Raw genomic sequence first — 24,117 nt, forward strand, 5'->3', positions numbered from 1 at the left:
CATGCGGATCCTCGTGGCGCCCGACAAGTTCGCCGGCACCCTCACGGCCGTGCAGGCCGCCCAGGCGGTGGCCGCGGGCTGGCACCGCCAGGCACCTGACGACGAGGTCGACCTCGCGCCGATGTCCGACGGCGGTCCCGGTTTCGTCGACGTGCTGCACGCCGCGCTCGGCGGGGACCTGCTCGCGGTCACCGTCCGGGGCCCCGGGCGCGAGCAGGTGCCCGGGACGGTGCTGCGGGTCGGCGACACGGCGTACGTCGAGTCCGCGCAGGCCTGCGGCATCCACCTGACCGGCGGCGCCTGGGAGAGCGCGACGACGCTGGGCGTCGGCGACCTGGTCGCCGCGGCGATCGACAGCGGCGCGCGGCGGGTGGTCGTCGGGCTCGGCGGGTCGGGGACCGACGACGGCGGCGCCGGGCTGCTGCACGCGCTCGGCGCGAGCGCGGACGCCGATCTCGACCGCGGCCCGGCCGGACTGGCCGGGATCACCGCCGTCGACCTTGCGGCTGCGCGTGCCCGGGTCGCGGGGGTGGAGCTGGTCGCGGCCAGCGACGTCGACAACCCGCTCACCGGGCTCTTCGGCGCGACGAAGGTCTTCGGTCCCCAGAAGGGGGTGCCGCAGGACCGCCTCGTCGGGGTCGATGCGTGGCTGGAGGGCTTCGCCGAGGCCACCGACCGGCGCCTGTCGCTGGCCAAGGGGGCCGGCGCCGCCGGTGGCCTCGGCTTCGCGCTGCTGCTCCTCGGTGGCACCCGCGAGCCCGGGCTCGGCCTGGTCTCCGCGGCCGTGCGGCTGCCCGAGCGGGCCCGTGCGGCCGACCTCGTGGTCACCGGCGAGGGTGCCTTCGACATCAGCAGCCGCGCCGGCAAGGTCCCGTACGGCGTGGGTGAGGTCGCGGCCGAGGCGCTGCGCCCCTGCGTGGTGCTCGCCGGCAAGGTGCAGGTCGGGGCCCGCGAGATGCGGACCCTCGGCGTGGAGTCGGCGTACTCGCTGGTGGACCTGGTGGGGGAGGAGCAGGCGTTGGCCGAGCCCGCCGCTGCCCTGGAGCAGCTCGCGGCCCGCGTGGCCCGCACCTGGTCGCGCTGAGCCTGCGAGGCTTTCTCGGGCAGGCCAGTTCTTGGCGGACCGGCGAGGAATATCCGGGTGTGTGCGACGATTGACGAAGTACCAACCCTTTGTCTTTCTATCTGGGAGCTGCACACATGACCGAGCAGGTGGACACGACCACTGAGCGTCGTACCGACCAGATCAACCTGAGCCCGGTGGCGGCGGCCAAGGTGAAGAGCCTCCTGGCCCAGGAGGGTCGCGAGGACCTCCAGCTGCGGATCTCCGTGCAGCCCGGTGGCTGCTCGGGCCTGCGCTACCAGCTCTTCTTCGACGAGCGCACGCTCGACGGTGACGTCGTCACCGACTTCGACGGCGTGGCCGTCGTCGTCGACCGGATGAGCGTTCCCTACCTCAACGGCGCGATGATCGACTTCGTCGACAGCATCGAGAAGCAGGGCTTCACCATCGACAACCCCAACGCGACCGGTTCCTGCGCCTGCGGCGACTCCTTCCACTGAGTCACCGCTGACGCTGGATCGGCCGGCCCGCACCGCGGGCCGCTCGACCCGGACACCCTCGACAGCCCCCGCCGCAAGGCGGGGGCTGTCGTCGTCTGTGGGGAGGCCGCGCCGATGATTCGAGCGGGGCCGGTGGCCGGGGGCGGTCCGGTGGTCGGGGCGCCCGATTGCCGGGCGCGGCCGGTTGAGGTTGTCGAGGCCGTCGCGGGCGGGGTCTCGACCGATCTCAATCGTCCGGTGGGTGCGCGGTGACGAGGCGCGTGGTGCCACTGTCCTTGATCAGGTGCAACCCGTGCGGGGATCGCCAGACGTAGGTGGCCGCGTCGGCCTTGTCATAGGTCCAGGCGGTGTGGGTCTTGGCCCGGTGATGTCGGCGGCAGAGCGGGGCGAGGTTGCAACTGCACGTCGGGCCGCCGGTCGGGCTGGCGCCGTGGGCGACGACGTGGTCGGTGTCGCAGCGGCGGGCGAGGCGCTCGCACCACGGGAAGGCGCAGACCGGCTGGGCCAGACGGGTCTGCTCGACCAACCGGTCGGGGATCGCGTAGGCGTCGGTGTGGTGGTGGGCCTCGAGGTCGATGATCGGCTTGATGACCACCTGGGCGTCGCCGCTGCACCACTCGCGGACCTGCTCGGTCGACACGATGCTGCGGGTCTCCTCGACCTGCGCAATCCCGGCCTCATCACGGGAGATCGCTGCGTGGGAAAGGTGCACGTGGATGACGACCTGGCGGGGCTTGACCACCGGTGCGGCACCGTCGCCGGCCTCCGCCCGGAGGTCGAAGGCGAGCTGGCGCCGGGCGAGCTCACCGGCGGCCATGGATCGGCGCACGTCCAACGACTCGGTGGATCCGAGGGCCGCGAGCTCCTCGGCGCCCTGCCGGATCGCGGTGTCCAGGTCGATCGCGTCGGCGAGGTCGAGGACACCTTCGACGTGGACGGTGCCGTCGTGGGTGGCCTCGCGGGTGTGGACGTCGAAGCGGCGTCCCTCGGCAGCGGCGAGACGTTCCTTCTCCGCACCTTCGGGGTCGAAGGCGACGCGGGCCTGGTCGACGAGCCGTTCGATCCCGGCCCAGCTGATCTTCCCGACGAAGGCGGCGAGCTGGCGGTCAACGAACTCCGCGCCGTCCATCGGCAGCGTGGTGGTCAGCTGCGCCAACCGCCGGGCCTTCCACAGCGGGACCTTGCCGGCCCGGACCAGCTTCCAGGTCCGCTTCAGCCGGTGTGCCAGCTCCAGCGCATCACCGACCAGCGCCCGCGCGGAGTCGGTCGACATGCCGATCGCGGCACCGAACTCCATCGGCGCGAACTCCGCCACCAGCGGAGCACCCTCCCCAGCAAGGGGCACCGCGAGCTCGCCGAAGACCAACCCGGTGGTCGGCGCCTCGGCGACCGACTCCTCCGGGTGCATCGACGCCCACACCAGAGCGGCCTCTAAGACCTCGATCTCCGCCCGCTGGGCGGCAGCCCGGCGGCGCTGTGCGAACGCCAGCACGGCGGCTGGGGTGTCGCAGTCGGGGAGTTCGGGGGAGGCCATGCCTCATCTTACCCGAACACACGTTCGAGAACAAGGGCTTTTCCACCGGTCGCTGATGATGATCTCGTCGCAGTCGTTGACCACGAGGACCTGACGCGTGGTCGACGTCGATCTTGGAGGAGGCGTTGTCGACGTGGATGGTGCCCGCGGTGCTCACCGTTCTGATGCGCGTGTCGGCGGGTAGGTCTGGGGCGGCTTCGGCCGGTGTCGCCCTTAGCTTCGCGGGACTCGACCCCCGGGCGTCGGGGGCCGGGGCTCGAGCACCGCAGTCGGCGCGTCGGTCTTCGCGCGGTAGAAGTGCCACCACCAACACCACCCGAACCGTCACCGATGTCTTGAGACATGACACCACCGTGTTTCAGGTTCCTCGACCGTGGTCTCGGCAAGCTCGACCAACGGGGTGCCGCTCGATCGTCGGATCGCCGTCCGGCGCGTGCCCCTGCGCGACACCAGCCCCCGCCGTACGACGGGGGCTGGCGCGGTCGGTGGCGATGGGAGGGGGGAGGGTGCCACCGACTCGAGAGCCGGGTGTCGTGGCTCTCGCTCGTCCGGGCCGCCGGCGTGCCTGCGGACCGGAGCGGTCGTCAGTCGAGGTGCAGGTGCAGCGCGTTGGCGAGGCGCTGCGCGGCGGCGGAGACCTCGATGCCGCGCTTGGGCTGCTCGGCGGGGTAGTCGGCGAACAGGATGCTCGGGGCGGGGCGCACGGCGGCGCGGGCGGCGCGCTCGAGGTCGCGGCCGCGGGCGCCGGCGGGGAGGTTCGCGGAGGCCGCGCGACAGTCGGCGTGCATCTCCTGGAGCGTGCCCAGATCGTCGTAGGCGGGGCGTGCGGCAGGCGGGAGGGCGGTCATGTCGTCGACGCTAGGGGCTACCGCAGGGTAGAGACAGCGGTACCGACGGGTAGTGTCCGCGCCATGTCTCTGCTGATCGCCGGATCGATCGCCACCGACCACCTCATGTCGTTCGGAGGGCGCTTCGAGGACTCCCTCGTTGTCGAGCAGCTGAGCAAGCTCTCGGTCTCCTTCCTCGTCGACGACCTCGAGATCCGCCGCGGCGGTGTCGCGCCCAACATCTGCTTCGGGCTGGCCGGCCTCGGTCTGCGCCCGGTGCTGGTCGGCGCGGCCGGCGAGGACTTCGCCGACTACCGCTCCTGGCTGGAGCGCCACGGCGTGGACTGCTCGCACGTGCGCATCTCCGAGAGCAAGCACACCGCGCGCTTCGTGTGCACCACCGACACCACGATGGCGCAGTTCGCCTCCTTCTACCCCGGCGCGATGAGCGAGGCCCGGCTGATCGAGCTGGAGCCGATCGTCGCCCGGGTCGGGGCCCCGACCTACGTGCTGATCGGCGCCGACGACCCCGACGGCATGCTGCGCCACACCGAGGAGTGCCGCCAGCGCGGCTACCCGTTCATCGCCGACCCCAGCCAGCAGCTGGCCTTCGGCGAGGGCGACCTGATCCGCCAGCTCGTCGACGGCGCCGCGATCCTGCTCACCAACGAGTACGAGTCGCACCTGATCGAGCAGAAGACCGGGTGGTCGGCCGACGACGTGCTGGCCCGGGTCGGCATCCAGGTCACCACCCTCGGCAAGGACGGCGTGCGCGTGCTGCGCAAGGGCGAGGAGCCGATCGTGGTCCCCGCGGCCCGCAACGTCACCGCCATCGAGCCGACCGGCGTCGGCGACGGCTTCCGGGCCGGTTTCCTGGCCGCCTCCGAGTGGGGGCTCGGCCTCGAGCGGGCCGCCCAGGTCGGCTGCGTGCTCGCCGCCTACGTGGTCGAGACCGTCGGCACCCAGGAGTACTCCTTCACCCGCGCGGAGTTCCTGGCCCGCTTCGAGGACTCCTACGGCGACGCCGCGGCCGCCGAGGTCGCCCCGCACCTCGCCGTCTGACTGGTGGGTCTCGTGCGCGCGGGCAGCTGATCCTCAGGGCTCCGGGTCGCTCAACGCCACGGCCTGGGGTTCGGTCCATCCGAGGAACTGAAGGATCCGCGCCCTCGTCCCATCGGGCTCGAGGTGTCCTTGGTCCCGTTCCACCCAGCGCCACAGGGCGCCGATCGCCTGTGCGGCCGACAGTCCCGGCCATGGTGAGCGGACCAGCCAGCGGTCGAGCAGCTCGTCGTCCTCGTCCTCGCCAGGACTCGGGCCCAGCTCGTCGAGCCAGCGCCGATGCTGCGAGGGCCAGAGCGGTCCGAGCCAGTCGGCCACCCCGGTCAGCTCGCGCAAGGGCACGAAGCCGTCCTTCCTGGCCTCGGTCAGGCCGGGCGGTTCCGGATCTGATCGCCGAGATCCCCGATCCGCCCGCCGGAACGCCGCAAGAGGCGCTCGGATGCCCTCTGTCACGTCCTCGTCGGCCACCGTCGGCCAGAAACCCGACGAGCGCATCAGCTCGGCTGCCGCGTCATCGTCCCCCGACGCGTAGACGTCTTCGCAGCGATCGCACAGCGCCCAGAACGTCGGCAGGGTGTAGCCCGTGCCCCGCACGCGAAAGGCCAGCAGGTCGTGGGCCAGGGGATGGACCCATGCGACATCGTGGGTGTCGCAGAAGGCGCACGACTGACCGACTCCACTCCTCGGCGTACCGTCCGGCCAACCCGGCGGATCCTCGGGCTCCATGGGCCCGATGCTCGCCCCTTCGGCTGGCCCTGGCAACGGGTCGAGCGGGGGAGTGCGGCTCAGCTGAGCCGGCGTACGACGTAGCGCGGCACGCCGTCCGCGGCGACGTCCTCCCCGACGTACTCCTGTCCGCGCATCCGGCACCACGCCGGTACGTCGTGGCGCGCGGCGACGTCGTCGGCGACGACGGCCACCCGTCCACCGACGGCGACCTCACCGACCCGGCGGCCCAGCGCGATCACCGGCAGCGGGCACAGCTGGCCGCGGCAGTCGAGCTCGAGGTCGACCTCGCCGAGGCCCGCCTCGGGCGCGCCGCTCACAGCCCCGCCTGGCGGCGCAGGTCGGCCACCACCCCGGGCAGCACCGCGAGGAACCGCTCCACGTCGGCCTCGGCGGCGTCGCGGGTCAGTGAGAGCCGCACGTTGCCGTGGGTGAGCGCCCCCATCGCGGCGAGCACGTGGCTGGGCTCCAGGCTCGAGGAGGTGCACGCCGAGCCGCTCGCGACGGCGAAGCCGTGCCGCGCCAGCCCGTCGACCAGCGCCTCGCCGTCGACGTAGAGGCAGCTGAAGGTCACCACGTGGGGGAGCCGGTCGTCGGGATGGCCCACCACCTCGACGTCGGGCATGGCCAGTACGCCGCGGCGCACCCGGTCCACCAGGGCGCGCTGTCGAGCGCCCAGCTCCTCGCTCTCGGTCAGCACCGCACGCAGCGCGGCGGCGGCGGCCAGGGCGGCCGGGACGTTCTCGAAGCCGGCGGTGCGCTCGTCGACCCGGTCGTCGCCGGGGAACGGGTTGCGCCAGCGCGCGCCCTTGCGCACCAGCAGCAGGCCCACCCCGGCCGGGCCGCCCCACTTGTGCGCGGAGGCGGCCGCCGCCGACCAGCCCCCCGGCAGCGGCACGCGTCCGGCCGACGCGCACGCGTCGACCAGCAGCGGCACCTCGCCGATCCGGGCCGCGACCTCGGCGACCGGCTGGCAGGTGCCGACCTCGTGGTTCGCGGACTGCAACGCGGCCACGGCGACCCCCGGCGCCGCGCAGGCCGCGGCGAAGTCGTCCACCCGGACCCGGCCGTCGCTGTCCACCGGGACCGCCACGTGGTCCCCGCCGGCCCAGGCGGCCGCGTGGAGCACCGCGGAGTGCTCCACGGCGCTGTGGACCAGGCGCTCGCCCACCCGTCGGCGACCGCGCAGCAGGCCGAGCAGGCCGCGGTGCACGGCCTCGGTCCCGGACCCGGTGAAGGACACCTCGTCGGGGCGCACGCCCAGGCAGCCGGCCACGACCTCGCGGGCGTTGTCGAGCATCAGGCGCGCCCCGCGGGCGGGCGGGTGCAGGCGCCGGGGGTCGGCGTACCCCTGCTCGAGCGCAGCGAGGAGCACCTCGCGGGCGGCCGGGTGAAGCGGCTCGGAGGACGCGGCGTCGAAGTACCGAGGCGGGGACTGTGGCGGGGACTGGGGAGTCCCAGCGTCGTTTGTCACACCGGGAACCTACCGGGCGACCCGCCCCTGACCGCCGGGCCCGGCCGCGATAGTGTGCGACGTATTCACGACCACCCGAGAGGAAGGCTCAGACGTTGAGTCTGCAACTCCCCAGGCGCAGGGCCGGATCCGGCGCTCGCCGGGTCCTCCTGCCAGCTGCCCTGGCTGCCAGCACGCTCGCTCTCGCCGGCTGCTCCGTCGACGAGGGCGCCATCAAGCGGATCGCCATGCCCGAACCGGCCACTACCCAGGGTGAGCACACCCTTGCCCTGTGGCAGGGCGCCTGGATCGCGGCGCTCGCCACGGGCGTGCTCGTGTGGGGCCTGATCTTCTACGTGATCTGGCGTTACCGCCGACGCCACGCTGATGAGGTCCCGATCCAGACGCGCTACAACCTGCCGCTCGAGATCTTCTACACGATCGCGCCGATCATGATGGTGGTCGTGTTCTTCGCGCACACCGTCCGCACGCAGAACGCGGTTCTCGAGGAGAGCCCCACCCCCGACAACATCGTCGAGGTGACCGCTCAGCAGTGGTCGTGGACCTTCAACCACGGTGTCGGCGAGCCCGACTACGCCGCGGAGGAGGACTCCAACGACGACGAGTGGGCCTACGACGAGTACGTCTGGGAGCTGGGCACTGGTTCCTACATCCCGACGCTTGTGCTGCCGGTCGGTGAGACGACCCGCTTCAACCTGCACTCGCCCGACGTCATCCACAGCTTCGGCATCCCCGGCTTCCTGATGAAGATGGACGTCATCCCCGGCCGGGTGAACCACTTCGAGGTCACCCCGAAGACCGAGGGCACCTACGTCGGCAAGTGCTACGAGCTCTGCGGCGTGTACCACTCGCGGATGCTGTTCAACGTGGAGGTCGTCAGCCCCGAGCAGTACGACGAGTACGTGGCCGACCTGGCCGCGGACAAGACGAGCACCAGCCCCCTCCGGGGCCAGGAGGACGCTCGCACGCAGGCTGGCCTTGCGGGCGAGGACGAGTCTGAGGGAGACACCGAGTGACCGCCACCGTTGCACGAGCGATCGACGTCGAGCCGGCCCGCCGGTCGCTCGGCCGTGAGCTCGTCCGCATCATGACGACCACCGATCACAAGCTGATCGGCAAGATGTACCTGATCACCTCGTTCGTGTGGTTCTGCGTCGGCGGCCTGATGGCGCTGCTGATCCGTTCCGAGCTGACCTTCCCGGGTCAGCAGGTCGTGAACGACGAGCTGTACAACCAGCTGTTCACCATGCACGGCACGATCATGCTGCTGCTGTTCGCGACGCCGCTGTTCTTCGGCTTCGCCAACGTGATGATGCCGATCCAGATCGGCGCTCCCGACGTGGCGTTCCCGCGGCTGAACATGCTCAGCTACTGGCTGTTCCTGTTCGGTGGCCTGATCGCGGCGTCCGGCTTCCTCACCCCGCAGGGCGCGGCCGACTTCGGCTGGTTCGCCTACACGCCGCTGTCGGACGCGGTCCGCTCGCCGGGTGTGGGCGGTGACCTGTGGATCATGGGTCTCTACATCGCCGGTATCGGCACGATCCTCGGTGCGGTCAACTTCATCACCACGATCATCTGCATGCGCGCCCCCGGCATGACCATGTTCCGGATGCCGCTGTTCACCTGGAACACCCTGATCACCAGCCTGCTGGTGCTGCTCGCCTTCCCGATCCTCGGTGGCGCGCTGCTCTCCCTGGAGGCCGACCGCCTGCTTGGGGCGCACATCTTCGACACCGCCCACGGCGGTCCGATCCTGTGGCAGCACCTGTTCTGGTTCTTCGGCCACCCGGAGGTCTACATCATCGCGCTGCCGTTCTTCGGCATCGCGACCGAGATCCTGCCGGTCTTCAGCCGCAAGCCGATCTTCGGCTACGTCGGCCTGGTCGGCGCGACCCTCGGCATCGCGATCCTCTCGGTCGCGGTGTGGGCCCACCACATGTTCGTCACCGGCGCGGTCGATCTGCCGTTCTTCTCCGGCATGACGTTCTTGATCGCGGTGCCAACCGGAGTGAAGTTCTTCAACTGGATCGGCACGATGTGGGGCGGATCGGTGTCCTTCGAGACCCCGATGCTGTGGACGATCGGCTTCCTCACCACCTTCCTCTTCGGTGGTCTGACCGGTGTCATCCTGGCGAGCCCGCCGCTGGACTTCCACGTCTCGGACTCCTACTTCGTGGTCGCGCACTTCCACTACGTCGTGTTCGGCACCGTGGTGTTCGCGATGTTCGCCGGCTTCTACTTCTGGTGGCCCAAGTTCACCGGACGGATGCTCGACGAGCGCCTGGGCAAGGTCCACTTCTGGCTGCTGTTCATCGGCTTCCACCTGACGTTCCTCGTGCAGCACTGGCTCGGTGTCGAGGGCATGCCGCGTCGCTACGCCGACTACCTGCCCGAGGACGGCTTCACCGCCCTCAACCAGGTCTCGACGGTGGGCGCGTTCCTGCTCAGCTTCTCGATGCTGCCGTTCTTCTACAACGTCTACGTCTCGCGTCGTAACCCGAAGATCGAGGTGGACGACCCGTGGGGCTGGGGCCGCTCCCTGGAGTGGGCCACCAGCTGCCCGCCGCCGCGGCACAACTTCCACAGCCTGCCGCGGATCCGCTCGGAGTCGCCGGCGTTCGACCTGCACCACCCCGAGGTGGCGGCACTCGAGCTGGAGGAGAACGAGGCGGCCCGTGACGGCTTCGCCGACGCTCCCGACATGGAGGGTCGCCAGCAGGTCATCGACGAGCGCACCCACGAGACCCCGGAGGACAAGTCCTGATGAAGGCCGAAGCCTGGATCTTCGCCACCTGCGCGATCTTCTTCACGCTGGTCACCCCGGCCTACTGGCTCATCACCGACGCCAGCGACACCGGCGCCGACTGGACCGGTACGTCGGCCCTCGCGATGGCGACGTTCCTCGCCATCATGGTCTCCCTCTACCTGGGGTTCCACGCCAAGCGCATGGACCCCCGTCCCGAGGACCGCAAGGAGGCGGAGATCGTGGAGGGCGCCGGTGAGCTCGGCTTCTTCCCGCCGTACTCCTGGTGGCCGCTGTGGTGCGCGAGCGCCATCGCCGTGATCGCCGTCGGCATCGCGTTCCTCGCCTGGTGGCTGGTGATCATCGGGTTCGCCCTCGGCGCCCTGGCCCTGTGCGGCCTGGTGTTCGAGTACTACCGCGGTGAGCACGCCCACTGATCCTGGGCACACTCGCAACAATCGCTGGCCCCCGTGCGTCTCAGACGCACGGGGGCCTTCGGTGTTTCCGGCCGCGTTCGTGCACGGCCGGTGGCACCCTGGAGGTCCCGCACCCATCCCCCCAGCATCCGGAGCACGCATGTCCACGCTGTCCCCGACCCGGCGCAGCCCCGCCGGGCGCCGTCGCGCCACCGTGACGGCCTCGATGCTCGCCGCGGTCCTCGGCCTCGCCCTGGTCGCCTGCTCCAGCGACGACGACGCGTCGCCATCACCGGACCGGCCCGCGGGCGGTGCGGCCGCCCAGGTCGCCCCCCTGGCCCTGCAGGTCAACGTGCGGCGCGACGCCCGCGACGTACCCGTCGAGCGCACCGTCGAGGTCGGCGCCGAGCACGGGCGGCTGAGCACCGTGCGCCTGGGCGCCGGCGATCGTCGCATCGCCGGCGAGCTAGCCGGCGACGGCGCGAGCTGGCGGGCCACCGAGCGCCTCGAGCCGGGTACGACGTACGCCCTGCGGGTGGTCGCGACCGACGAGGCCGGCAAGCGCGTGGTCGAGGTCCGGTCGTTCCGCACCCGCCCGCTGAGCCTGGCCGAGCAGACCTTCGCCTCGGTAGCGCCGCTGGACGGTGAGACGGTGGGCGTCGGCATGCCGGTCGTGGTCACCTTCGACGTCCCGGTGCAGGACCGCGCCACCTTCGAGCGCCACATGAGCGTCACCTCCGCACCCCAGCAGGCGGGCTCGTGGCACTGGATCTCCTCGACCGAGGTGCGGTGGCGCCCGCGGGAGTACTGGCGCCCCGGCACCCGGGTCAGCGTCGACCTCGACCTCAACAGCCTTCCGGCCGGCGCGGGCATCTACGGCCAGGAGAGCCGCCGCGTGGACTTCGAGGTCGGCGAGGCCCACCTCTACCGCGTGGACGCGGCGGCCCACCAGATGCAGGTGTTCACCGGCGACAAGCTGGTGAACAGCTTCCCGATCACCACCGGCAAGGAGGGGTTCACCACCCGCTCGGGAGTCAAGGTGATCATGGAGAAGTCGGAGAGCCGGCGGATGAACTCCGAGACCGTCGGCATCGCCGCCGGCAGCGCCGACGCCTACGACATCGACAACGTGCAGTGGGCGATGCGGGTGACCAGCTCGGGGGAGTTCATCCACGCAGCCCCGTGGTCGGTCGGCTCCCAGGGCGTCGCCAACGTCAGCCACGGGTGCACCGGCATGAGCACCGAGGACGCTGCCTGGCTCTACGCCCAGACCCGTCGCGGCGACGTGGTGGAGTACGTCGGCACCGACCGCCCGATGACCGTCGAGAACGGCTGGGGCGACTGGAACCTCCCGTTCCGCGAGTACCGCGACGGCAGCGCCCTGGGCTGACCCCCGCCAGCCCGCCAGCCCCTCAGTGCCCGGGCGCCGGGTCCTCGGCGAGCAGCGCGCGCACCCGCGGTGCCACCTCCGTGCCGTAGAGCTCGATGCAGCGCATCAGGCGGGCGTGCGGCAGCGGGCCGTTGCTGTACTTGAGGTCGAAGCGGCTGAGCCCGAGCGTGCGGACGGTGGCGGCGATCTTGGCCGCGACGGTCTCGGGGGAGCCGACCACCAGGGCGCCGTGGTCGGCCTCGCGCTCGAAGTCGGCGCGGTCCACCGGCGGCCAGCCGCGCTCGCGGCCGATCCGGTCCCGGCTGGCCTTGAAGTGCGGGAACAGCACGTCCCGTGCCTCGCCGTCGGTGTCGGCGACGAACCCGGGGGAGTGCACGCCGATCGGGAGGTCGGGTCGGCCGAGCTGGGCGAGCGCGCGGTGGTAGAGGTCGGTGTACGGCGCGAACCGCGCCGCCTCGCCCCCGATGATCGCGAGCATCAGCGGCAGCCCGTGCCGCGCGGCGCGTACGACGGACTCCGGCGAGCCGCCCACGGCGACCCAGGCGGGCAGGGGGCCGTGCTCGGGACGCGGGTGGACCTGGGCGTCGAGGAGGGGAAGGCGCGTGGTCCCGCTCCAGCTGACGGGGCCCTCGCCGCGGAGCGCGACGAACAGGTCGAGCTTCTCCTCGAACAGCACCTCGTAGTCGGCGAGGTCGAAGCCGAACAGCGGGAAGGACTCGGTGAAGGACCCGCGGCCCAGCGTCACCTCCGCCCGCCCGCCCGAGATCGCGTCGATGGTGGCGAAGCGCTCGTGCACCCGCACCGGATCATCCGAGCTCAGCACGGTGACGGCGGTGCCGAGGGTGATCCGGCTGGTCCGGGCGGCGATGGCGGCCAGCACCACGTCCGGGGCGGAGATCGCGAAGTCGTCGCGGTGGTGCTCGCCGACGTTGAACACATCGACGCCGACCCGGTCGGCCAGCACGCCCTGCTCGACGACGTCGCGCACGACCTGGGCGTGGGGGAGCGGGCGACCATCCTCGTCGACGGTGACGTCGCCGAAGGTGTCGAGGCCGAGCTGGAGCGGGCGGGTCATCGGGATCTCCTCGTGGGACGGGGAAGCGGGGACGAAATGGCCGAAGGCCCCGGACGGATCCGGGGCCTTCGGGTGACGCGGGTGATCAGTGCTTGTCGCGCAGCGGCTCGTCGTCGACGGGGTGCATGCCGTCGAACTGGTGGCCGTCGACGACGTGGCCGTCGAGCGCACCGGCGAGCTCGTGCTCGGGCTCGTCGTGGTGGTGCGCCGCCTCGAGCTCCGTGGCCGTCGGCTTCTGGACGTTGTCGGCGTACCAGAGCGCCCGCAGCTTGCGGCGCAGCTTCGCGCCGCGTCCGTCGTTCGACGGGTCGCCCTCGGTCTCGATGCTCTCGAGGTCCGGGTCACGGTCGCGGGCGGTGAGGGTGTAGGCCTCAGCCTCGCTGATCGGCAGGTGCTTCTCGGCGTAGGCACCCTGCGGCGAGCGCATGATGATGCCGGTCTCGTAGCCGTGCAGCAGCACGTCGTTGTCGTGACGCTGCAGCGAGATGCACCAACGACGGGTGATGAAGAACGCGATGGCCGGACCCACGATCACCAGGACGCGCATGGCGTAGGTGATCTGGTTGATGCTCAGGTGCAGCTTGATCGCGATGATGTCGTTGCCGCCGGCGGCCCACATCAGACCGTAGAAGGTCATCAGCGACACCATCAGCGCGGTGCGCGTCGGGGCGTTGCGCGGGCGCTCGAGCAGGTGGTGCTCGCGCTTGTCACCGGTGATCCAGGCCTCCAGGAACGGCAGGAGGAGCAGGATCGTGAACATCAGGCCCGGCAGGACGATGATCGGCAGGAAGACGTTCCAGGACAGGGTGTGACCCCAGAACTCCGACTCCCAGCCCGGCATGATGCGCAGCGCGCCGTCCGGCCAGCCCATGTACCAGTCGGGCTGGGAGCCCGCGGTGACCTTGGTCGGGTCGTACGGACCGAACTTCCACACCGGGTTGATCGTCATCAGGCCACCCATGAGGGCGCTGACGCCGAAGACGATGAAGAAGAAGCCACCGGCCTTGGCGGCGTACACGGGGAGCATCGGGAAGCCCACGACGTTGCCCTCGGTGCGGCCGGGGCCGGCCCACTGGGTGTGCTTGTGGTACACGAGCAGCAGCATGTGCGCCGCGATGAGCGCGAGCAGCAGGCCCGGCAGCAGCAGCACGTGGGCGATGTAGAAGCGGGTGATGATGTCGTCGCCGGGGAACTCGCCGCCGAAGATGAGGAACGACAGGTAGCTGCCGACCACCGGGATGGCCTTCATGAAGCCGTCCGCGGCCCGGACGCCGGTGCCCGAGAGCAGGTCGTCGGGCAGCGAGTAGCCGGTGAAGCCCTCGAGCGTGCCGAGGATCAGCAGCAGGCAGCCGATGACCCAGTTGAGCTCACGCGGCTTGCGGAATGCGCCCGTGAAGTACACGCGCAGCAGGTGGATCATCATCGAGGCGATGAAGAGCATCGCCGCCCAGTGGTGCATCTGCCGCATGAGCAGACCGCCACGGATGTCGAAGGAGATGTCCAGGCTCGAGGCGAAGGCCTCCGTGACGTACATGCCACGGAACTGGTCGTAGGAGCCGTTGTAGACGATCTCGGCCATCGTCGGCTTGAACCACAGCGTCAAGAAGACGCCGCTGATCAGCAGCACGACGAAGCTCCACAGGGCGATCTCGCCCAGCATGAAGGACCAGTGGTCCGGGAAGACCTTGCGCAGGTTCTTCTTCATCATGCCGGCGACGCCCAGGCGCTCGTCGGCCCAGTTGGCGACGACGCCGGCCTTGCTCGGCTTGGAAGGCGTGGCAGCGGTCTTGCCGTTGCTCGACGCCACCTTGCTGGTGTCGGTGCTCATCAGCCACGCTCCCAGTAACTCGGCCCGACGGGCTCGGTGAAGTCGCTCTGCGCGATCAGGTAGCCCTCGTCGTCGACCGCCAGCGGAAGCTGGGGGAGGGGACGGGCGGCCGGGCCGAAGACGACGCGGGCGGAGTCGCCCAGGTCGAAGGTCGACTGGTGGCAGGGGCAGAGCAGGTGGTGCGTCGTGCGCTCGTAGAGCGAGATCGGGCAACCCACGTGGGTGCAGATCTTGGAGTAGCAGATGATGCCGTCGACGCTCCAGTCCTCACGGCCGGGGCCGGGGATGATCTCGTCGGGCTCCATGCGGACGATGACGATGGCCGTCTTGGACTTGTTCACCTGCAGGTTGACGCCGTGGGCGTCCTCCGCCGGGTAGCCGTTCTCCGGAGTCGGGAAGAGCGCCTCGGGAAGACCGTTGACCAGGTCGCCGACCTCGAGGTCGGAGACCTTGATCGGGGTGCCGACGACGTCGCGGACCAGGCGCATGCCCGGGGCCCAGATGGTGCGGCCCAGCGCGGGGATGTCGATCTTGCCGAGGTCGCGCAGCAGCACGACGCTGGGCAGGGCGAGCATGCCGATCGCGCCGAGCATCGAGTTGCGGACCAGCGGGCGACGGGCGATGCCGGCCTCCTCCAGGCCCTGGGAGAGAGCCGCGAGGGTGGCCTCGCGGTCCTCCTCCGAGGACTTGGCGGGGTGGCGCATCTCCACGATCTCCTGGTCACCCATGAGCTTGCGGGCCCACTGGATGATGCCGATGCCGATGAAGAGCAGGGCGAGGCCGAGGAACACGCCGAGGAGGACGTTGGAGGCGCCGAGGTAACCCAGGCGAGTCGGGTTCTCGGTGCCGCCCTCCACGGCGAAGTACGCGACGACGAAGGCGATGGCGCTCAGTGCGGAGAGGCCGAAGAAGGCCGCCACCTGACGCTCGGCGCGCTTCTCCGCCTTGGGGTCGACATCGGTCGGGCGCCACTGGTGGGGCGCGAGCCCCGGGTCGCCGATCGGTTCCTGCTCCGCCGACTGGGCGGGCAGGTTGGGGTCGTGGGCGCTCACGCTTCCACCTTCTCCTTCTTCGAGCGCGTGGTGTGGGCCGCGATCCAGATCGCGAAGCCCACGAGGCCGCCGATGCCGAGCAGCCAGGCGAACATGCCCTCGCTCACCGGGCCGAGGGAACCGAGACCGAAGCCGCCGTAGCTGGGCTGCTCCTCGGTCGCCTCGAGGTAGGCGATGACGTCGCGCTTCATCTCGGGCGTGATGTTGCCGTTGGCGAAGTTCGGCATCTGCTGGGGTCCGGTCAGCATGGCCTCGTAGATGTGCTTGGCATCGACGCCGCGGATGGTGGGCGCGTTGCCGCCGCGCGGCATGGCACCGCCCGAGCCGTCGAAGTTGTGGCACGCGGTGCAGTTGGTGAGGAAGATCTGGCCACCGCGGACGATCGCCTCCTGGCGCTCCTCCTCGGTGAGGTCAGCGGTGCTGTAGTCCGCCTCGGTCGGGATGGCCGGGCCAGGACCCAGGGACGCGACGAAGGCCGCGAGCTGGTCGATCTCCTCCTGGTTGTAGACGACGTCCTTGCGGGGCGCCTGGGCGCCCGGCTGGGTCATCGGCATCCGGCCGGTGCCGACCTGGAAGTCGACGGCAGCGGCGCCCACGCCGACGAGCGAGGGGCCGATCTGGTTGCCGTTCAGGGTGCTGACACCCTCGCCGTTCTCGCCGTGGCAGAAGGCGCAGCCGACGAGGAACAGCTCGCGGCCCTTCTCCACCTCGGCTGCGGTGGTGTCGGTGTTCTCCGCGGTGGCCGGCGAGAGTGCGGCGTACAGGCTTCCGGTCAATACCAGACCGAGGAGCAGCAGCACCAGCCCGGCGACCTTCCCGCGACGATGGCGCGAGAGTCGTCCGGCGGAGCGGTTCAGAAGACGCACGGATTCAGTCCTGTTCGATGGCTGCAGGGACGGGGCGGATTACTGGACGAGGTAGATGGTGGCGAAGAGAGCGATCCACACCACGTCGACGAAGTGCCAGTAGTAGGACACGACGATCGCGCTCACCGCTTGTTCGTGGGTGAAGCGCCGCGCCATGTAGGTGCGTCCGAGGACGAAGAGGAAGGCGAGGAGACCGCCCACCACGTGGATGCCGTGGAAGCCGGTGGTCAGGTAGAAGACCGAGCCGTAGGCGGAGGACTGGATGGTGACGTCCTCCTGCACGAGGATCGCGTACTCCACGGCCTGACCGGCGACGAAGACCGCGCCCATCAGGTAGGTCAGGATGAACCACTCGCGCAGTCCCCAGCCCTTGACGTTGAGGAGCGATCCGGTGCGTCCCGCCTGGCCGCGCTCGGCGGCGAACACGCCGAGCTGGCAGGTCAGGGACGACAACACGAGGATCGTCGTGTTCACCGAGGCGAACGGAACGTTCAGCAGCTCGGTGTTCTGCGACCACAGGTCCGGTGAGACCGAACGGATCGTGAAGTACGCCGCGAACAGGGCCGCGAAGAACATCAACTCGCTCGAGAGCCAGATGATGGTCCCGACGCTGACCATGCTCGGACGGTCGTGATGCCCGTGAAGCCGGGATGCCGGAATGGAAGCTGCTGCTGTCGCCACCCGGCCATTATGTCCCGCCGGTATGTGCAGGCCACCACGACCCCCTGGATCGGACGCGTCGAGCTCCTCACGCGCGTCTCAGGAGGCTCTCAGGAGACTCTTGTGCAACTGTGCAAATACTCTTACCCGCCGCGCAGGATCCGCTCAAGGAAGATCGGCCACATCTGCGGCCCGGGCACCGCCGGTGGCGCCGACCTGCCCGGCCCCGCCGGGTCTGCGGGCGGGGAGGCGCTGCGCGTCGTACGATCGCCGGCGTGACCGACTCGAGGACAACCGCCCCGTTGAAGGTGCTCGTCTACAGCGATGACGTGAACACGCGTCAGCAGGTGATCCTGGCCCTGGGCCGGCGTCCCCACCCGGACCTGCCGGAGGTGGAGTACGTCGAGGTGGCCACCGAGCCGGTCGTCATCTCCAACCTCGACGCCGGCGGGATCGCCCTGGTCATCCTGGACGGCGAGGCCGTGCCGGCCGGCGGGATGGGCATCGCCAAGCAGCTCAAGGACGAGCTCACCCACTGCCCGCCCGTGGTCGTGCTCACCGGACGCCCCCAGGACGCGTGGCTGGCCACCTGGTCGCGCGCGGAGGCGGCGGTGCCGCACCCGATCGACCCGATCCAGCTCGCCGAGACCGTCGTCGGGCTGCTCGGCCCGCGCGTCGTCGCCTGAGGTGTCGAGCTGGGCCGAGGTGCTCTCGGCGCTCGTCGCGGGCGCCGACCTGAGCACCGACCAGACCGCCTGGGCCATGGGGGAGATCCTCAGTGGTGCGGCGACCCACGCCCAGGTCGCGGGCTTCGCCGTCGCGCTCCGGGCCAAGGGCGAGACCATCGAGGAGGTCTCCGGCCTGGTCGATGCGATGTACGACGCCTCCACGCCGCTGTCGGTGCCCGGTCGGGTGCTCGACATCGTCGGCACGGGCGGGGACCGCTCGATGTCGGTGAACATCTCCACGATGTCCGCCATCGTCGCGGCCGGCGCGGGCGCACGCGTGGTCAAGCACGGCTCGCGGTCGGCGTCGTCGAAGTCGGGCTCCGCCGACGTGCTCGAGGCCCTCGGCATCCGCCTGGACCTGCCCACCGACCGGGTGCCCGCGGTGCTGGAGCAGGCCGGCATCACGTTCTGCTTCGCCGCGGCCTTCCACCCCGCGATGCGGCACGCCGCGGCGCCGCGGCGCGAGCTCGGCATCGGCACGACCTTCAACATCCTCGGCCCCTTGACGAACCCGGCGCGTCCCGGCGCCCAGGCGATCGGCTGCGCGGACCCGGCGATGGCGCCGGTGATGGCCGGGGTCTTCGCGGCCCGCGGCGTGGACGCCTGGGTGATGCGCGGTGACGACGGGCTCGACGAGCTCACGATCACCACGACCTCGACGCTGTGGCGGGTGCGCGAGGGCGAGGTCAGCACCGTCGCCATCGATCCGCGCGACTTCGGCATCGCGCTCGCGCCCATCGAGAGCCTGCGCGGCGGCGACACGGCGTACAACGCCGAGGTGGTACGCCGCCTGCTCGCCGGGGAGACCGGTGCGGTGCGCGACGCCGTGCTGCTCAACACCGGTGCCGCGCTCGCCGTCTATGACGACCCCGGCGCCGACGTGTCCGAGGCGCTGGCGACCGGCATCGAGCGGGCCCGCGAGGCGCTCGACTCCGGCGCCGCGCGCGACGTGCTCGAGCGCTGGGTCGCGGCCTCGGCCGGTTGAGTCGGTCCCAGCCGGCCGGGCCCGCGAGCGATCAGTCCAGGCCGAGGGAGAACGCGGCCTCGAGGTCGTGGCGCGAGTAGGTGCGGAACGCGATGTGGGTCTCGGTCGAGAGGATGCCCGGGACCTTGTTGACGCGGTCGGCGACGACGGCGGCGACGTCCTCGTGGTGGCGCACGCGCACCAGGGCGACCAGGTCGATCTGGCCGGTCACGGAGTAGACCTCGCTGATGCCGTCGAGGGCGGCGATCGCCTCGGCGACCTCGGGGATCCGGGCGACGTCGGCCTTGACGAAGACGATGGCGGTGATCATGGCCAGACGCTATCGCGCCGGGCGGTGCACGGGTGTCACGTCGGTGCGCTCGCCGAAGGGGACCAGGGTGCGGCGCGACTCGGTGACCGCGTCGTGGAGGGCGAGGTGGCGGGCGGCGCCGGCGACCGGACAGGTCCACTCGCCCTCGACGTCGACGAGGCGGACCCCGGGCGACTCCAGCCAGCGCAGCACCTTCTCGGTCTCCTCGGCGGTCGCGGCCGGGACCGGGCCCGGCGCGGTGCGCACGGTCTCGGCGCTGGCGCGCAGCTGCTCGACGTAGGCGTGGGCGTCGGCGCCGGCCGGGATCACGCCGGCCGCGGCGAGCCGGCCGTAGCGGACCACGTGGACGCTCCAGCGGCCGTCGTCGTCGCGGCGTGCGGCGACCACCTCGGGGCAGCGGGTCAGGGCCGAGAGCCGCTGGGTGCGTGACGCGGCCCGCACGAACGCCGCGAGCCGGTCGCGGTGCACGCCGGCCTCCTCGAAGCGCTCCTCGGCGGCCAGCGCGGCCATCTTGGCGTTGATCGCCTCGACGACCTCGTCGGGGCGGCGTACGAGCGCATCGCGCAGCTGGCCGACGACGATGCCGTAGGCGGCCTCGTCCACGCTGCCGTCGCACGGCGAGAGGCACCGGCGCATCTCGGCCAGCACGCACGGCACCCGGGAGGCGACCCGGCCGAAGCGGTCGGCGCACTGGCGCACGGGGAAGGTGTCGTGCAGCGCGGCGAGGCACTTCTCGGCGACCTTGCGCGAGCCGAAGGGCCCGACGTAGTCGGCGTCGTCGTCGAGCACCTTGCGCACCAGGGAGAGGCGCGGCCAGGGCTCCCGGGTGAGCTTGAGGAAGTGGACCTTCTCGGGGAACCGGGAGCGGCGGTTGTAGCGCGGCTTGTGCTCGGCGATCAGCCGCAGCTCACGGACCTCGGCCTCGAGCGGCGTGGCGCACTCGAGGCCGGTCACGCTGGCGGCCAGCCCGATCATCTCGCCCATGCGCGAGCGGGTCTCGGAGGCGGTGAAGTAGGACCGGACCCGGGTGCGCAGGTCGCGGGAGGTGCCGATGTAGAGGACCCGGTCCTCGGCGTCGCGGAAGAGGTAGACCCCGGCGGTGCGGGGGAGACCCTCGGCGAGGTGGCGCTTCTGGCGCTGGGCGGTGCTGACCCGCGAGGAGAAGGTCTGCAGCTCCTCCAGGGTGTGCACCCCGAGGGCGCCGAGGCGCTCCATCAGCCCGTGCAGCACGTCGACGGTGGCGCGCGCATCGGCCAGCGCCCGGTGGTTGGGCGTCGTGCCTGCCCCGAAGAGTGCGGCCAGGGTGGAGAGCTTGCAGTTGGGCGCGTCGTCGCGGGTGATCACCCGGCGTGCGAGCCGCACGGTGTCGACGACCTCGAAGGCCGGCCAGGCGCGCTCCTGGCGGGCGGCGAAGTGCTGGAGGAACCCGATGTCGAACGGCGCGTTGTGGGCGACGAGCACCGTGCCCGCCGCGAAGTCCAAGAAGGCGGGCAGCGCGGTGTCGATGCCCGGGGCGTCGGCGACCATCGAGTTGGTGATGCCGGTGAGGACCGCGATGAAGGCGGGGATGTCGGTGTGCGGGTTGACCAGGGTCTGGAACTCGCCGAGCACCTCGCCGCCGCGGACCTTGACCGCGCCGATCTCGGTGATCATCGAGCCGCCCGCCGCCGAGCCGCCGGTGGTCTCGAGGTCGACCACGCAGAAGGTGATGTCGCGCAGCGGGCGGCCGAGCTCGTCGAAGGAGCGCTGGGACTCCCAGCGCGAGGGCGCGGGCGCGAGCGCGGCGCCCTCGGTCGGGTGCGGCGCTGGGCCCCCCTGCGATGCCGACTTCCGAACCACGTCACGTACTGCACTGCCGGCACTGCTCATGGGCTCGACCGTAGGGCGCGGCACCGACAACCCCGTGACGACGCGCGGCATAGGCTGGTCACGATGGACGAGGTCGTGAGCACCACCGCCGAGCCGGGGCTGGACGCGCTGCCGCCCGCGGCGCGCACGCGCGTGGTGACCCGCGCGGCCGAGGTGCTGCCCGAGGTCCCGCAGCTGCCGCCCAGCCTGCGCCGGGTCGCGGCCTTCGCCCCCGCCCGCCGCGCCAAGCTCGGCGCGGGCGCGATCGGCGCCGCGCTCGCCGACGACGACCTGCGCGAGCGGGTCGCGGTCCAGCTGAAGGCGCGCGCGCCGGCCGCCGCGGATCCCGCCGACGAGGTGGCGCTGGCCTGGCTGCTGCGCCCCGAGGGCTGGGTGGCGGTCGTCGCCGGCGGCGTACGCCGCCTGGCCGCGCAGTCCGGCACCGAGCAGCGCGACGCCGAGGTGGCGCGGCTGCGGGCGCGGCTGGAGCAGGCCGAGCAGGCCCAGCGCGAGCTGCGCGCCAGCCACCGCGTGCAGGTCGACGACTACAAGGCCGAGATCAGCTCGCTGCGCCGCCGCCTCGGGGAGAGCCGGGCGGCCGAGCGGGCGGCGCGCACGGGCGAGGAGCAGGAGCTGCGCGACGCGGTGGCCGCCCGCGATGAGGCGCAGGCCCGGACGGCTGCCCACCTCAAGGAGGTGCGGCGCCTGCGTGCGCAGGTGGCGGCGCTCGAGGAGGAGCTGGCCGCGGGCCGTCGTACGACGCGCGCGGCGAAGGACGAGGCGACGGTGCGGGCCCGGGTGCTGTTGGAGACGCTGCTCGACGCGGCCGGAGGCCTGCAGCGCGAGCTCGCGCTGCCCCCGGTGTCGGGCAACCCCGGCGACCGGGTGGAGGCCGAGGTGGCGCAGACGGGGGAGTCGGCGCGGGCCGGCGGTCCGGTCCGGCCCTCGGTGACGCCGGTGCTGCTCGAGCAGTACCTCGCCATGCCGCGGGCGCGCCTGGTCGTCGACGGCTACAACGTGAGCAAGACCGCCTGGCCGCAGTCGTCGCTGGAGGCCCAGCGGATCCGGCTGCTCAAGGCGCTGGCGCCCGTCGTGGCGCGCACCGGCGCCGAGACCACTGTCGTCTTCGACGCGGCCGCCTCGAGCCACCGCCCGGTGGTCGGTGCGCCGCGCGGGGTGAAGGTCCTGTTCAGCCCGGAGGGCGTGATCGCCGACGACGTGATCCGCGACCTCGTCACGGCCGAGCCGGTGGGCCGGGTGGTGCTGGTGGTCACCAGCGACGGGGCGCTCGGTGCCGACGTGGCTCGTGCCGGGGCCCGCGTGGTGCCCTCCGACGTGCTGCGCGCGCTGCTCGACCGCACCGCCTGAACCGGCCGGTCCCGGCTCGGTGTGGCTGGACGGGGGGCGACGCGACACGCCGCCCCGGGCGTCAGCGCGGTCGACTGTCGGTGGTCGCTGTCAGCGTGCGGACCATGACGACGAGGATCGACTGCGACACCTGCGTGGTGCGCGCCCTGGCCTGCCACGACTGCGTGGTGACGGTGCTCCTGGGGCCGCCGCCCGAGCTCACCTTCGACGACGACGAGCGCCGTGCGCTCGACGTCCTGGCCGAGGGCGGCCTGGTGCCGCCGCTGCGACTGGTGAGCGCGGTCGACACGCCCTACACCGAGTCGGCGTGAGCCTCGTCCCACGGTGGCGGGGCATCGATGTGACCGGTCGGTAAATTCCGGTCCACACCGGGGGAGGCGGATTGGCCGAGCCGGATCGCTGGGGTTAACGTGTCATCTCGAGGTGCCCGTGGGAGTGGATCACTCGATCCGCGCGGGCACCGCGCTGAGTCCCGGACCGTTCTCGAGCGGTCCAGGAGCCGGGGAACCACCATTCCTGGGGTGAATCCCTCGCAAGGCGGCGTGCGCGAGCACGCCGAGGAGCGGGGGTAGGGCAAGTCGTGCCCGAACCCGACAGCTCACCCGGTAGGCGTACGACATGCAAGGGAGACCGCCCGCTCGTGCAGCACGGTCGCAAGCGATTCATCAGTGCCCTCGCCGGCACCGGACTCATCGGGGCCATCGCGTTCAGCCCCTCGACCCCGGCCCACGCCGAGCCCGACATCGACGATGTCAAGGAGCGGGTGGACCGGCTCTACCACGAGGCCGAGCAGGCTTCGGAGCGCTACAACGACGCCAAGCTCGAGCTGACCGACCTCCAGGGCGACCTCACCTCGCTGCGCGCCGACGAGAAGCGGCAGGACCAGCGCCTCTCCGGCGTGCGTGACCAGGTCGCCGACTCGATCGTGACGCAGTACACCGGCCAGGGCCTCTCGGCCGCCGGTGAGGTCTTCGTCTCCGACGACCCCGGCGCCTTCCTCGCCTCGCTCACCACGATGGCGGCGTTCAACGACCTCCAGGGCCAGCTGCTCGGCAGCTACAGCACCGAGGTCAAGGCCCTCGAGCTGCGCCGCGCGGCCACCGAGAGCCGGATCGCCAAGGTCGCCGAGACCAAGGAGGAGATGGCCGAGGAGAAGGCGGCCATCGACGAGAAGTTCGACGAGGCCCAGGCCCTGCTCGACCGTCTCGAGGCGGAGGAGCGCGAGGCGATCGTCTCGCGCAGCACCTCTCGCGAGGATGCCCCCGCCCCCGCGAGCGTCCCGAGCTCGGGACGCGCCGGCGCGGCGATCCAGTACGCCATGGCGCAGGTCGGCGACGCCTACGTCTACGGCGCGGCAGGCCCCAGCGCCTTCGACTGCTCCGGACTGACGATGATGGCGTGGGCCCAGGCCGGCGTCTCGCTGCCGCACTCCTCGAGCGCGCAGTTCTCCTCGGGCCCCCGGATCTCCGAGGGTGACCTCCAGCCCGGCGACCTGGTCTTCTACTACAGCCCGATCAGCCACGTCGGCATGTACATCGGCAACGGCCAGATCGTCCACGCGGCCAACCCGGGCAGCGGTGTCACCACCGCGCCGCTGCGCTCCATGCCCTACGTCGGCGCCGTCCGCCCGGGCTGATCCGCCCTGGCACCCACGCCGTCCGCGAA

The 24,117-nt window shown here is 71.5% G+C and carries 24 protein-coding genes and 1 riboswitch; of the genes, 12 read left to right on the forward strand and 12 right to left on the reverse strand.

The genetic code is table 11. The annotated features are described in order from the left end of the window. Position 1: 1 nt before the first annotated feature. Positions 2-1,084, forward strand: coding sequence for a glycerate kinase (locus GFH29_RS07245; RefSeq protein WP_153322706.1), 1,083 nt, complete (start codon positions 2-4; stop codon positions 1,082-1,084). A gap of 116 nt (positions 1,085-1,200) precedes the next feature. After that, positions 1,201-1,563, forward strand: a complete 363-nt coding sequence (gene erpA, locus GFH29_RS07250) for an iron-sulfur cluster insertion protein ErpA (RefSeq protein WP_153322707.1) — start codon at positions 1,201-1,203, stop codon at positions 1,561-1,563. Between the two features lie 226 nt (positions 1,564-1,789). Here erpA and GFH29_RS07255 read toward each other — a convergent pair whose 3' ends face one another. Continuing rightward, entirely contained in the window at positions 1,790-3,097 is a 1,308-nt protein-coding gene (locus GFH29_RS07255; RefSeq protein WP_153322708.1) for an HNH endonuclease signature motif containing protein, read from the reverse strand. Positions 3,098-3,681: 584 nt separating this feature from the next. Continuing rightward, positions 3,682-3,945, reverse strand: coding sequence for a hypothetical protein (locus tag GFH29_RS07260; protein WP_153322709.1), 264 nt, complete (start codon positions 3,943-3,945; stop codon positions 3,682-3,684). Between the two features lie 63 nt (positions 3,946-4,008). Here GFH29_RS07260 and GFH29_RS07265 point away from each other — a divergent pair, with 63 nt between their 5' ends. Next, positions 4,009-4,986 carry a carbohydrate kinase family protein gene (locus GFH29_RS07265; protein WP_153322710.1) on the forward strand — a complete coding sequence of 326 codons (978 nt, stop codon included), beginning with the start codon at positions 4,009-4,011 and terminating at the stop codon, positions 4,984-4,986. A gap of 33 nt (positions 4,987-5,019) precedes the next feature. Here GFH29_RS07265 and GFH29_RS07270 read toward each other — a convergent pair whose 3' ends face one another. The 3 genes from GFH29_RS07270 to GFH29_RS07280 are packed head-to-tail and all read right to left on the reverse strand — an operon-like array spanning position 5,020 to position 7,183. Then, on the reverse strand, positions 5,020-5,709 hold the full coding sequence (locus GFH29_RS07270; RefSeq protein WP_153322711.1) for a hypothetical protein: 690 nt from the start codon (positions 5,707-5,709) through the stop codon (positions 5,020-5,022). Between the two features lie 59 nt (positions 5,710-5,768). Continuing rightward, positions 5,769-6,029, reverse strand: coding sequence for a sulfurtransferase TusA family protein (locus GFH29_RS07275; protein WP_153322712.1), 261 nt, complete (start codon positions 6,027-6,029; stop codon positions 5,769-5,771). After that, complete coding sequence (locus GFH29_RS07280; protein ID WP_153322713.1) at positions 6,026-7,183, reverse strand: cysteine desulfurase family protein; 1,158 nt, start codon at positions 7,181-7,183, stop codon at positions 6,026-6,028. Before GFH29_RS07280 ends, GFH29_RS07275 begins: the two co-directional genes overlap by 4 nt. A gap of 95 nt (positions 7,184-7,278) precedes the next feature. On the opposite strand from GFH29_RS07280, the gene coxB reads away from it, so the two are divergent. The 4 genes from coxB to GFH29_RS07300 all read left to right on the forward strand — a co-directional run bounded on the left by coxB (position 7,279) and on the right by GFH29_RS07300 (position 11,732). Beyond that, positions 7,279-8,199, forward strand: coding sequence for a cytochrome c oxidase subunit II (gene coxB, locus GFH29_RS07285; RefSeq protein WP_153322714.1), 921 nt, complete (start codon positions 7,279-7,281; stop codon positions 8,197-8,199). A gap of 71 nt (positions 8,200-8,270) precedes the next feature. After that, entirely contained in the window at positions 8,271-9,947 is a 1,677-nt protein-coding gene (ctaD, locus tag GFH29_RS07290) for a cytochrome c oxidase subunit I (protein WP_153325685.1), read from the forward strand. Then, positions 9,947-10,363 carry a cytochrome c oxidase subunit 4 gene (locus GFH29_RS07295; RefSeq protein ID WP_153322715.1) on the forward strand — a complete coding sequence of 139 codons (417 nt, stop codon included), beginning with the start codon at positions 9,947-9,949 and terminating at the stop codon, positions 10,361-10,363. Before ctaD ends, GFH29_RS07295 begins: the two co-directional genes overlap by 1 nt. A 139-nt stretch (positions 10,364-10,502) precedes the next feature. Then, positions 10,503-11,732: a L,D-transpeptidase gene (locus GFH29_RS07300; RefSeq protein WP_228387822.1), complete on the forward strand. Its 1,230-nt coding sequence runs from the start codon at positions 10,503-10,505 to the stop codon at positions 11,730-11,732. A 22-nt stretch (positions 11,733-11,754) separates the two neighbouring features. Here the strand turns inward: GFH29_RS07300 and GFH29_RS07305 are convergent, their stop codons facing one another. The 5 genes from GFH29_RS07305 to GFH29_RS07325 form a co-directional block, all read right to left on the reverse strand. Beyond that, the gene (locus tag GFH29_RS07305; RefSeq protein ID WP_153322716.1) at positions 11,755-12,807 is read right to left on the reverse strand and encodes an LLM class flavin-dependent oxidoreductase; all 1,053 of its coding nucleotides are present in this window, start codon (positions 12,805-12,807) and stop codon (positions 11,755-11,757) included. An 85-nt stretch (positions 12,808-12,892) separates the two neighbouring features. After that, complete coding sequence (locus tag GFH29_RS07310) at positions 12,893-14,635, reverse strand: cytochrome b (RefSeq protein WP_153322717.1); 1,743 nt, start codon at positions 14,633-14,635, stop codon at positions 12,893-12,895. Continuing rightward, positions 14,635-15,687 (reverse strand): ubiquinol-cytochrome c reductase iron-sulfur subunit, encoded by a 1,053-nt coding sequence (locus GFH29_RS07315; protein ID WP_153322718.1) that lies wholly within the window; start codon positions 15,685-15,687, stop codon positions 14,635-14,637. The genes GFH29_RS07310 and GFH29_RS07315 overlap by 1 nt, the downstream gene beginning before the upstream one ends. Further along, a complete protein-coding gene (locus GFH29_RS07320) occupies positions 15,684-16,553 on the reverse strand; it encodes a c-type cytochrome (RefSeq protein ID WP_153322719.1) in 870 nt (289 codons plus the stop codon). Before GFH29_RS07320 ends, GFH29_RS07315 begins: the two co-directional genes overlap by 4 nt. A gap of 39 nt (positions 16,554-16,592) precedes the next feature. Next, positions 16,593-17,213, reverse strand: a complete 621-nt coding sequence (locus GFH29_RS07325; RefSeq protein ID WP_263457797.1) for a cytochrome c oxidase subunit 3 — start codon at positions 17,211-17,213, stop codon at positions 16,593-16,595. A 275-nt stretch (positions 17,214-17,488) separates the two neighbouring features. Between GFH29_RS07325 and GFH29_RS07330 the strand changes: the two genes are divergently transcribed. Both GFH29_RS07330 and trpD read left to right on the forward strand, forming a co-directional pair. Continuing rightward, positions 17,489-17,899 carry a response regulator transcription factor gene (locus tag GFH29_RS07330; protein ID WP_153322721.1) on the forward strand — a complete coding sequence of 137 codons (411 nt, stop codon included), beginning with the start codon at positions 17,489-17,491 and terminating at the stop codon, positions 17,897-17,899. Between the two features lies 1 nt (position 17,900). Then, positions 17,901-18,926 (forward strand): anthranilate phosphoribosyltransferase, encoded by a 1,026-nt coding sequence (gene trpD, locus GFH29_RS07335; RefSeq protein ID WP_153322722.1) that lies wholly within the window; start codon positions 17,901-17,903, stop codon positions 18,924-18,926. A gap of 31 nt (positions 18,927-18,957) precedes the next feature. On the opposite strand, the gene GFH29_RS07340 is transcribed toward trpD, so the two are convergent. Both GFH29_RS07340 and GFH29_RS07345 read right to left on the reverse strand, forming a co-directional pair. Next, positions 18,958-19,236 (reverse strand): Lrp/AsnC family transcriptional regulator, encoded by a 279-nt coding sequence (locus tag GFH29_RS07340; protein WP_153322723.1) that lies wholly within the window; start codon positions 19,234-19,236, stop codon positions 18,958-18,960. Positions 19,237-19,245: 9 nt separating this feature from the next. Continuing rightward, on the reverse strand, positions 19,246-21,105 hold the full coding sequence (locus GFH29_RS07345) for a DEDD exonuclease domain-containing protein (protein ID WP_153322724.1): 1,860 nt from the start codon (positions 21,103-21,105) through the stop codon (positions 19,246-19,248). A 63-nt stretch (positions 21,106-21,168) separates the two neighbouring features. Between GFH29_RS07345 and GFH29_RS07350 the strand changes: the two genes are divergently transcribed. The 3 genes from GFH29_RS07350 to GFH29_RS07360 all read left to right on the forward strand — a co-directional run bounded on the left by GFH29_RS07350 (position 21,169) and on the right by GFH29_RS07360 (position 24,088). Next, on the forward strand, positions 21,169-22,452 hold the full coding sequence (locus GFH29_RS07350; protein WP_153322725.1) for an NYN domain-containing protein: 1,284 nt from the start codon (positions 21,169-21,171) through the stop codon (positions 22,450-22,452). 104 nt (positions 22,453-22,556) lie between these two features. After that, entirely contained in the window at positions 22,557-22,763 is a 207-nt protein-coding gene (locus GFH29_RS07355) for a hypothetical protein (RefSeq protein ID WP_153322726.1), read from the forward strand. A 152-nt stretch (positions 22,764-22,915) separates the two neighbouring features. Next, positions 22,916-23,066, forward strand: a riboswitch (cyclic di-AMP (ydaO/yuaA leader). A gap of 26 nt (positions 23,067-23,092) precedes the next feature. After that, positions 23,093-24,088, forward strand: a complete 996-nt coding sequence (locus GFH29_RS07360; protein ID WP_153322727.1) for a C40 family peptidase — start codon at positions 23,093-23,095, stop codon at positions 24,086-24,088. The last annotated feature ends 29 nt before the right edge of the window (positions 24,089-24,117 follow it).

This window comes from Nocardioides sp. dk884, assembly GCF_009557055.1.
GTDB lineage: Bacteria > Actinomycetota > Actinomycetes > Propionibacteriales > Nocardioidaceae > Nocardioides.

Excerpts from the sequence above, each read along its gene's own strand:
- erpA (WP_153322707.1), top strand. The coding sequence starts at position 1,201 with ATGACCGAGCAGGTGGACACGACCACTGAGCGTCGTACCGACCAGATC.
- GFH29_RS07245 (WP_153322706.1), top strand. The coding sequence starts at position 2 with ATGCGGATCCTCGTGGCGCCCGACAAGTTCGCCGGCACCCTCACGGCC.
- GFH29_RS07260 (WP_153322709.1), bottom strand. The coding sequence starts at position 3,945 with ATGACCGCCCTCCCGCCTGCCGCACGCCCCGCCTACGACGATCTGGGC.
- GFH29_RS07295 (WP_153322715.1), top strand. The coding sequence starts at position 9,947 with ATGAAGGCCGAAGCCTGGATCTTCGCCACCTGCGCGATCTTCTTCACG.
- GFH29_RS07265 (WP_153322710.1), top strand. The coding sequence starts at position 4,009 with ATGTCTCTGCTGATCGCCGGATCGATCGCCACCGACCACCTCATGTCG.
- GFH29_RS07300 (WP_228387822.1), top strand. The coding sequence starts at position 10,503 with ATGTCCACGCTGTCCCCGACCCGGCGCAGCCCCGCCGGGCGCCGTCGC.
- ctaD (WP_153325685.1), top strand. The coding sequence starts at position 8,271 with ATGACGACCACCGATCACAAGCTGATCGGCAAGATGTACCTGATCACC.
- GFH29_RS07340 (WP_153322723.1), bottom strand. The coding sequence starts at position 19,236 with ATGATCACCGCCATCGTCTTCGTCAAGGCCGACGTCGCCCGGATCCCC.
- GFH29_RS07355 (WP_153322726.1), top strand. The coding sequence starts at position 22,557 with ATGACGACGAGGATCGACTGCGACACCTGCGTGGTGCGCGCCCTGGCC.
- GFH29_RS07345 (WP_153322724.1), bottom strand. The coding sequence starts at position 21,105 with ATGAGCAGTGCCGGCAGTGCAGTACGTGACGTGGTTCGGAAGTCGGCA.
- GFH29_RS07350 (WP_153322725.1), top strand. The coding sequence starts at position 21,169 with ATGGACGAGGTCGTGAGCACCACCGCCGAGCCGGGGCTGGACGCGCTG.
- GFH29_RS07310 (WP_153322717.1), bottom strand. The coding sequence starts at position 14,635 with ATGAGCACCGACACCAGCAAGGTGGCGTCGAGCAACGGCAAGACCGCT.
- GFH29_RS07255 (WP_153322708.1), bottom strand. The coding sequence starts at position 3,097 with ATGGCCTCCCCCGAACTCCCCGACTGCGACACCCCAGCCGCCGTGCTG.
- GFH29_RS07305 (WP_153322716.1), bottom strand. The coding sequence starts at position 12,807 with ATGACCCGCCCGCTCCAGCTCGGCCTCGACACCTTCGGCGACGTCACC.
- GFH29_RS07270 (WP_153322711.1), bottom strand. The coding sequence starts at position 5,709 with ATGGAGCCCGAGGATCCGCCGGGTTGGCCGGACGGTACGCCGAGGAGT.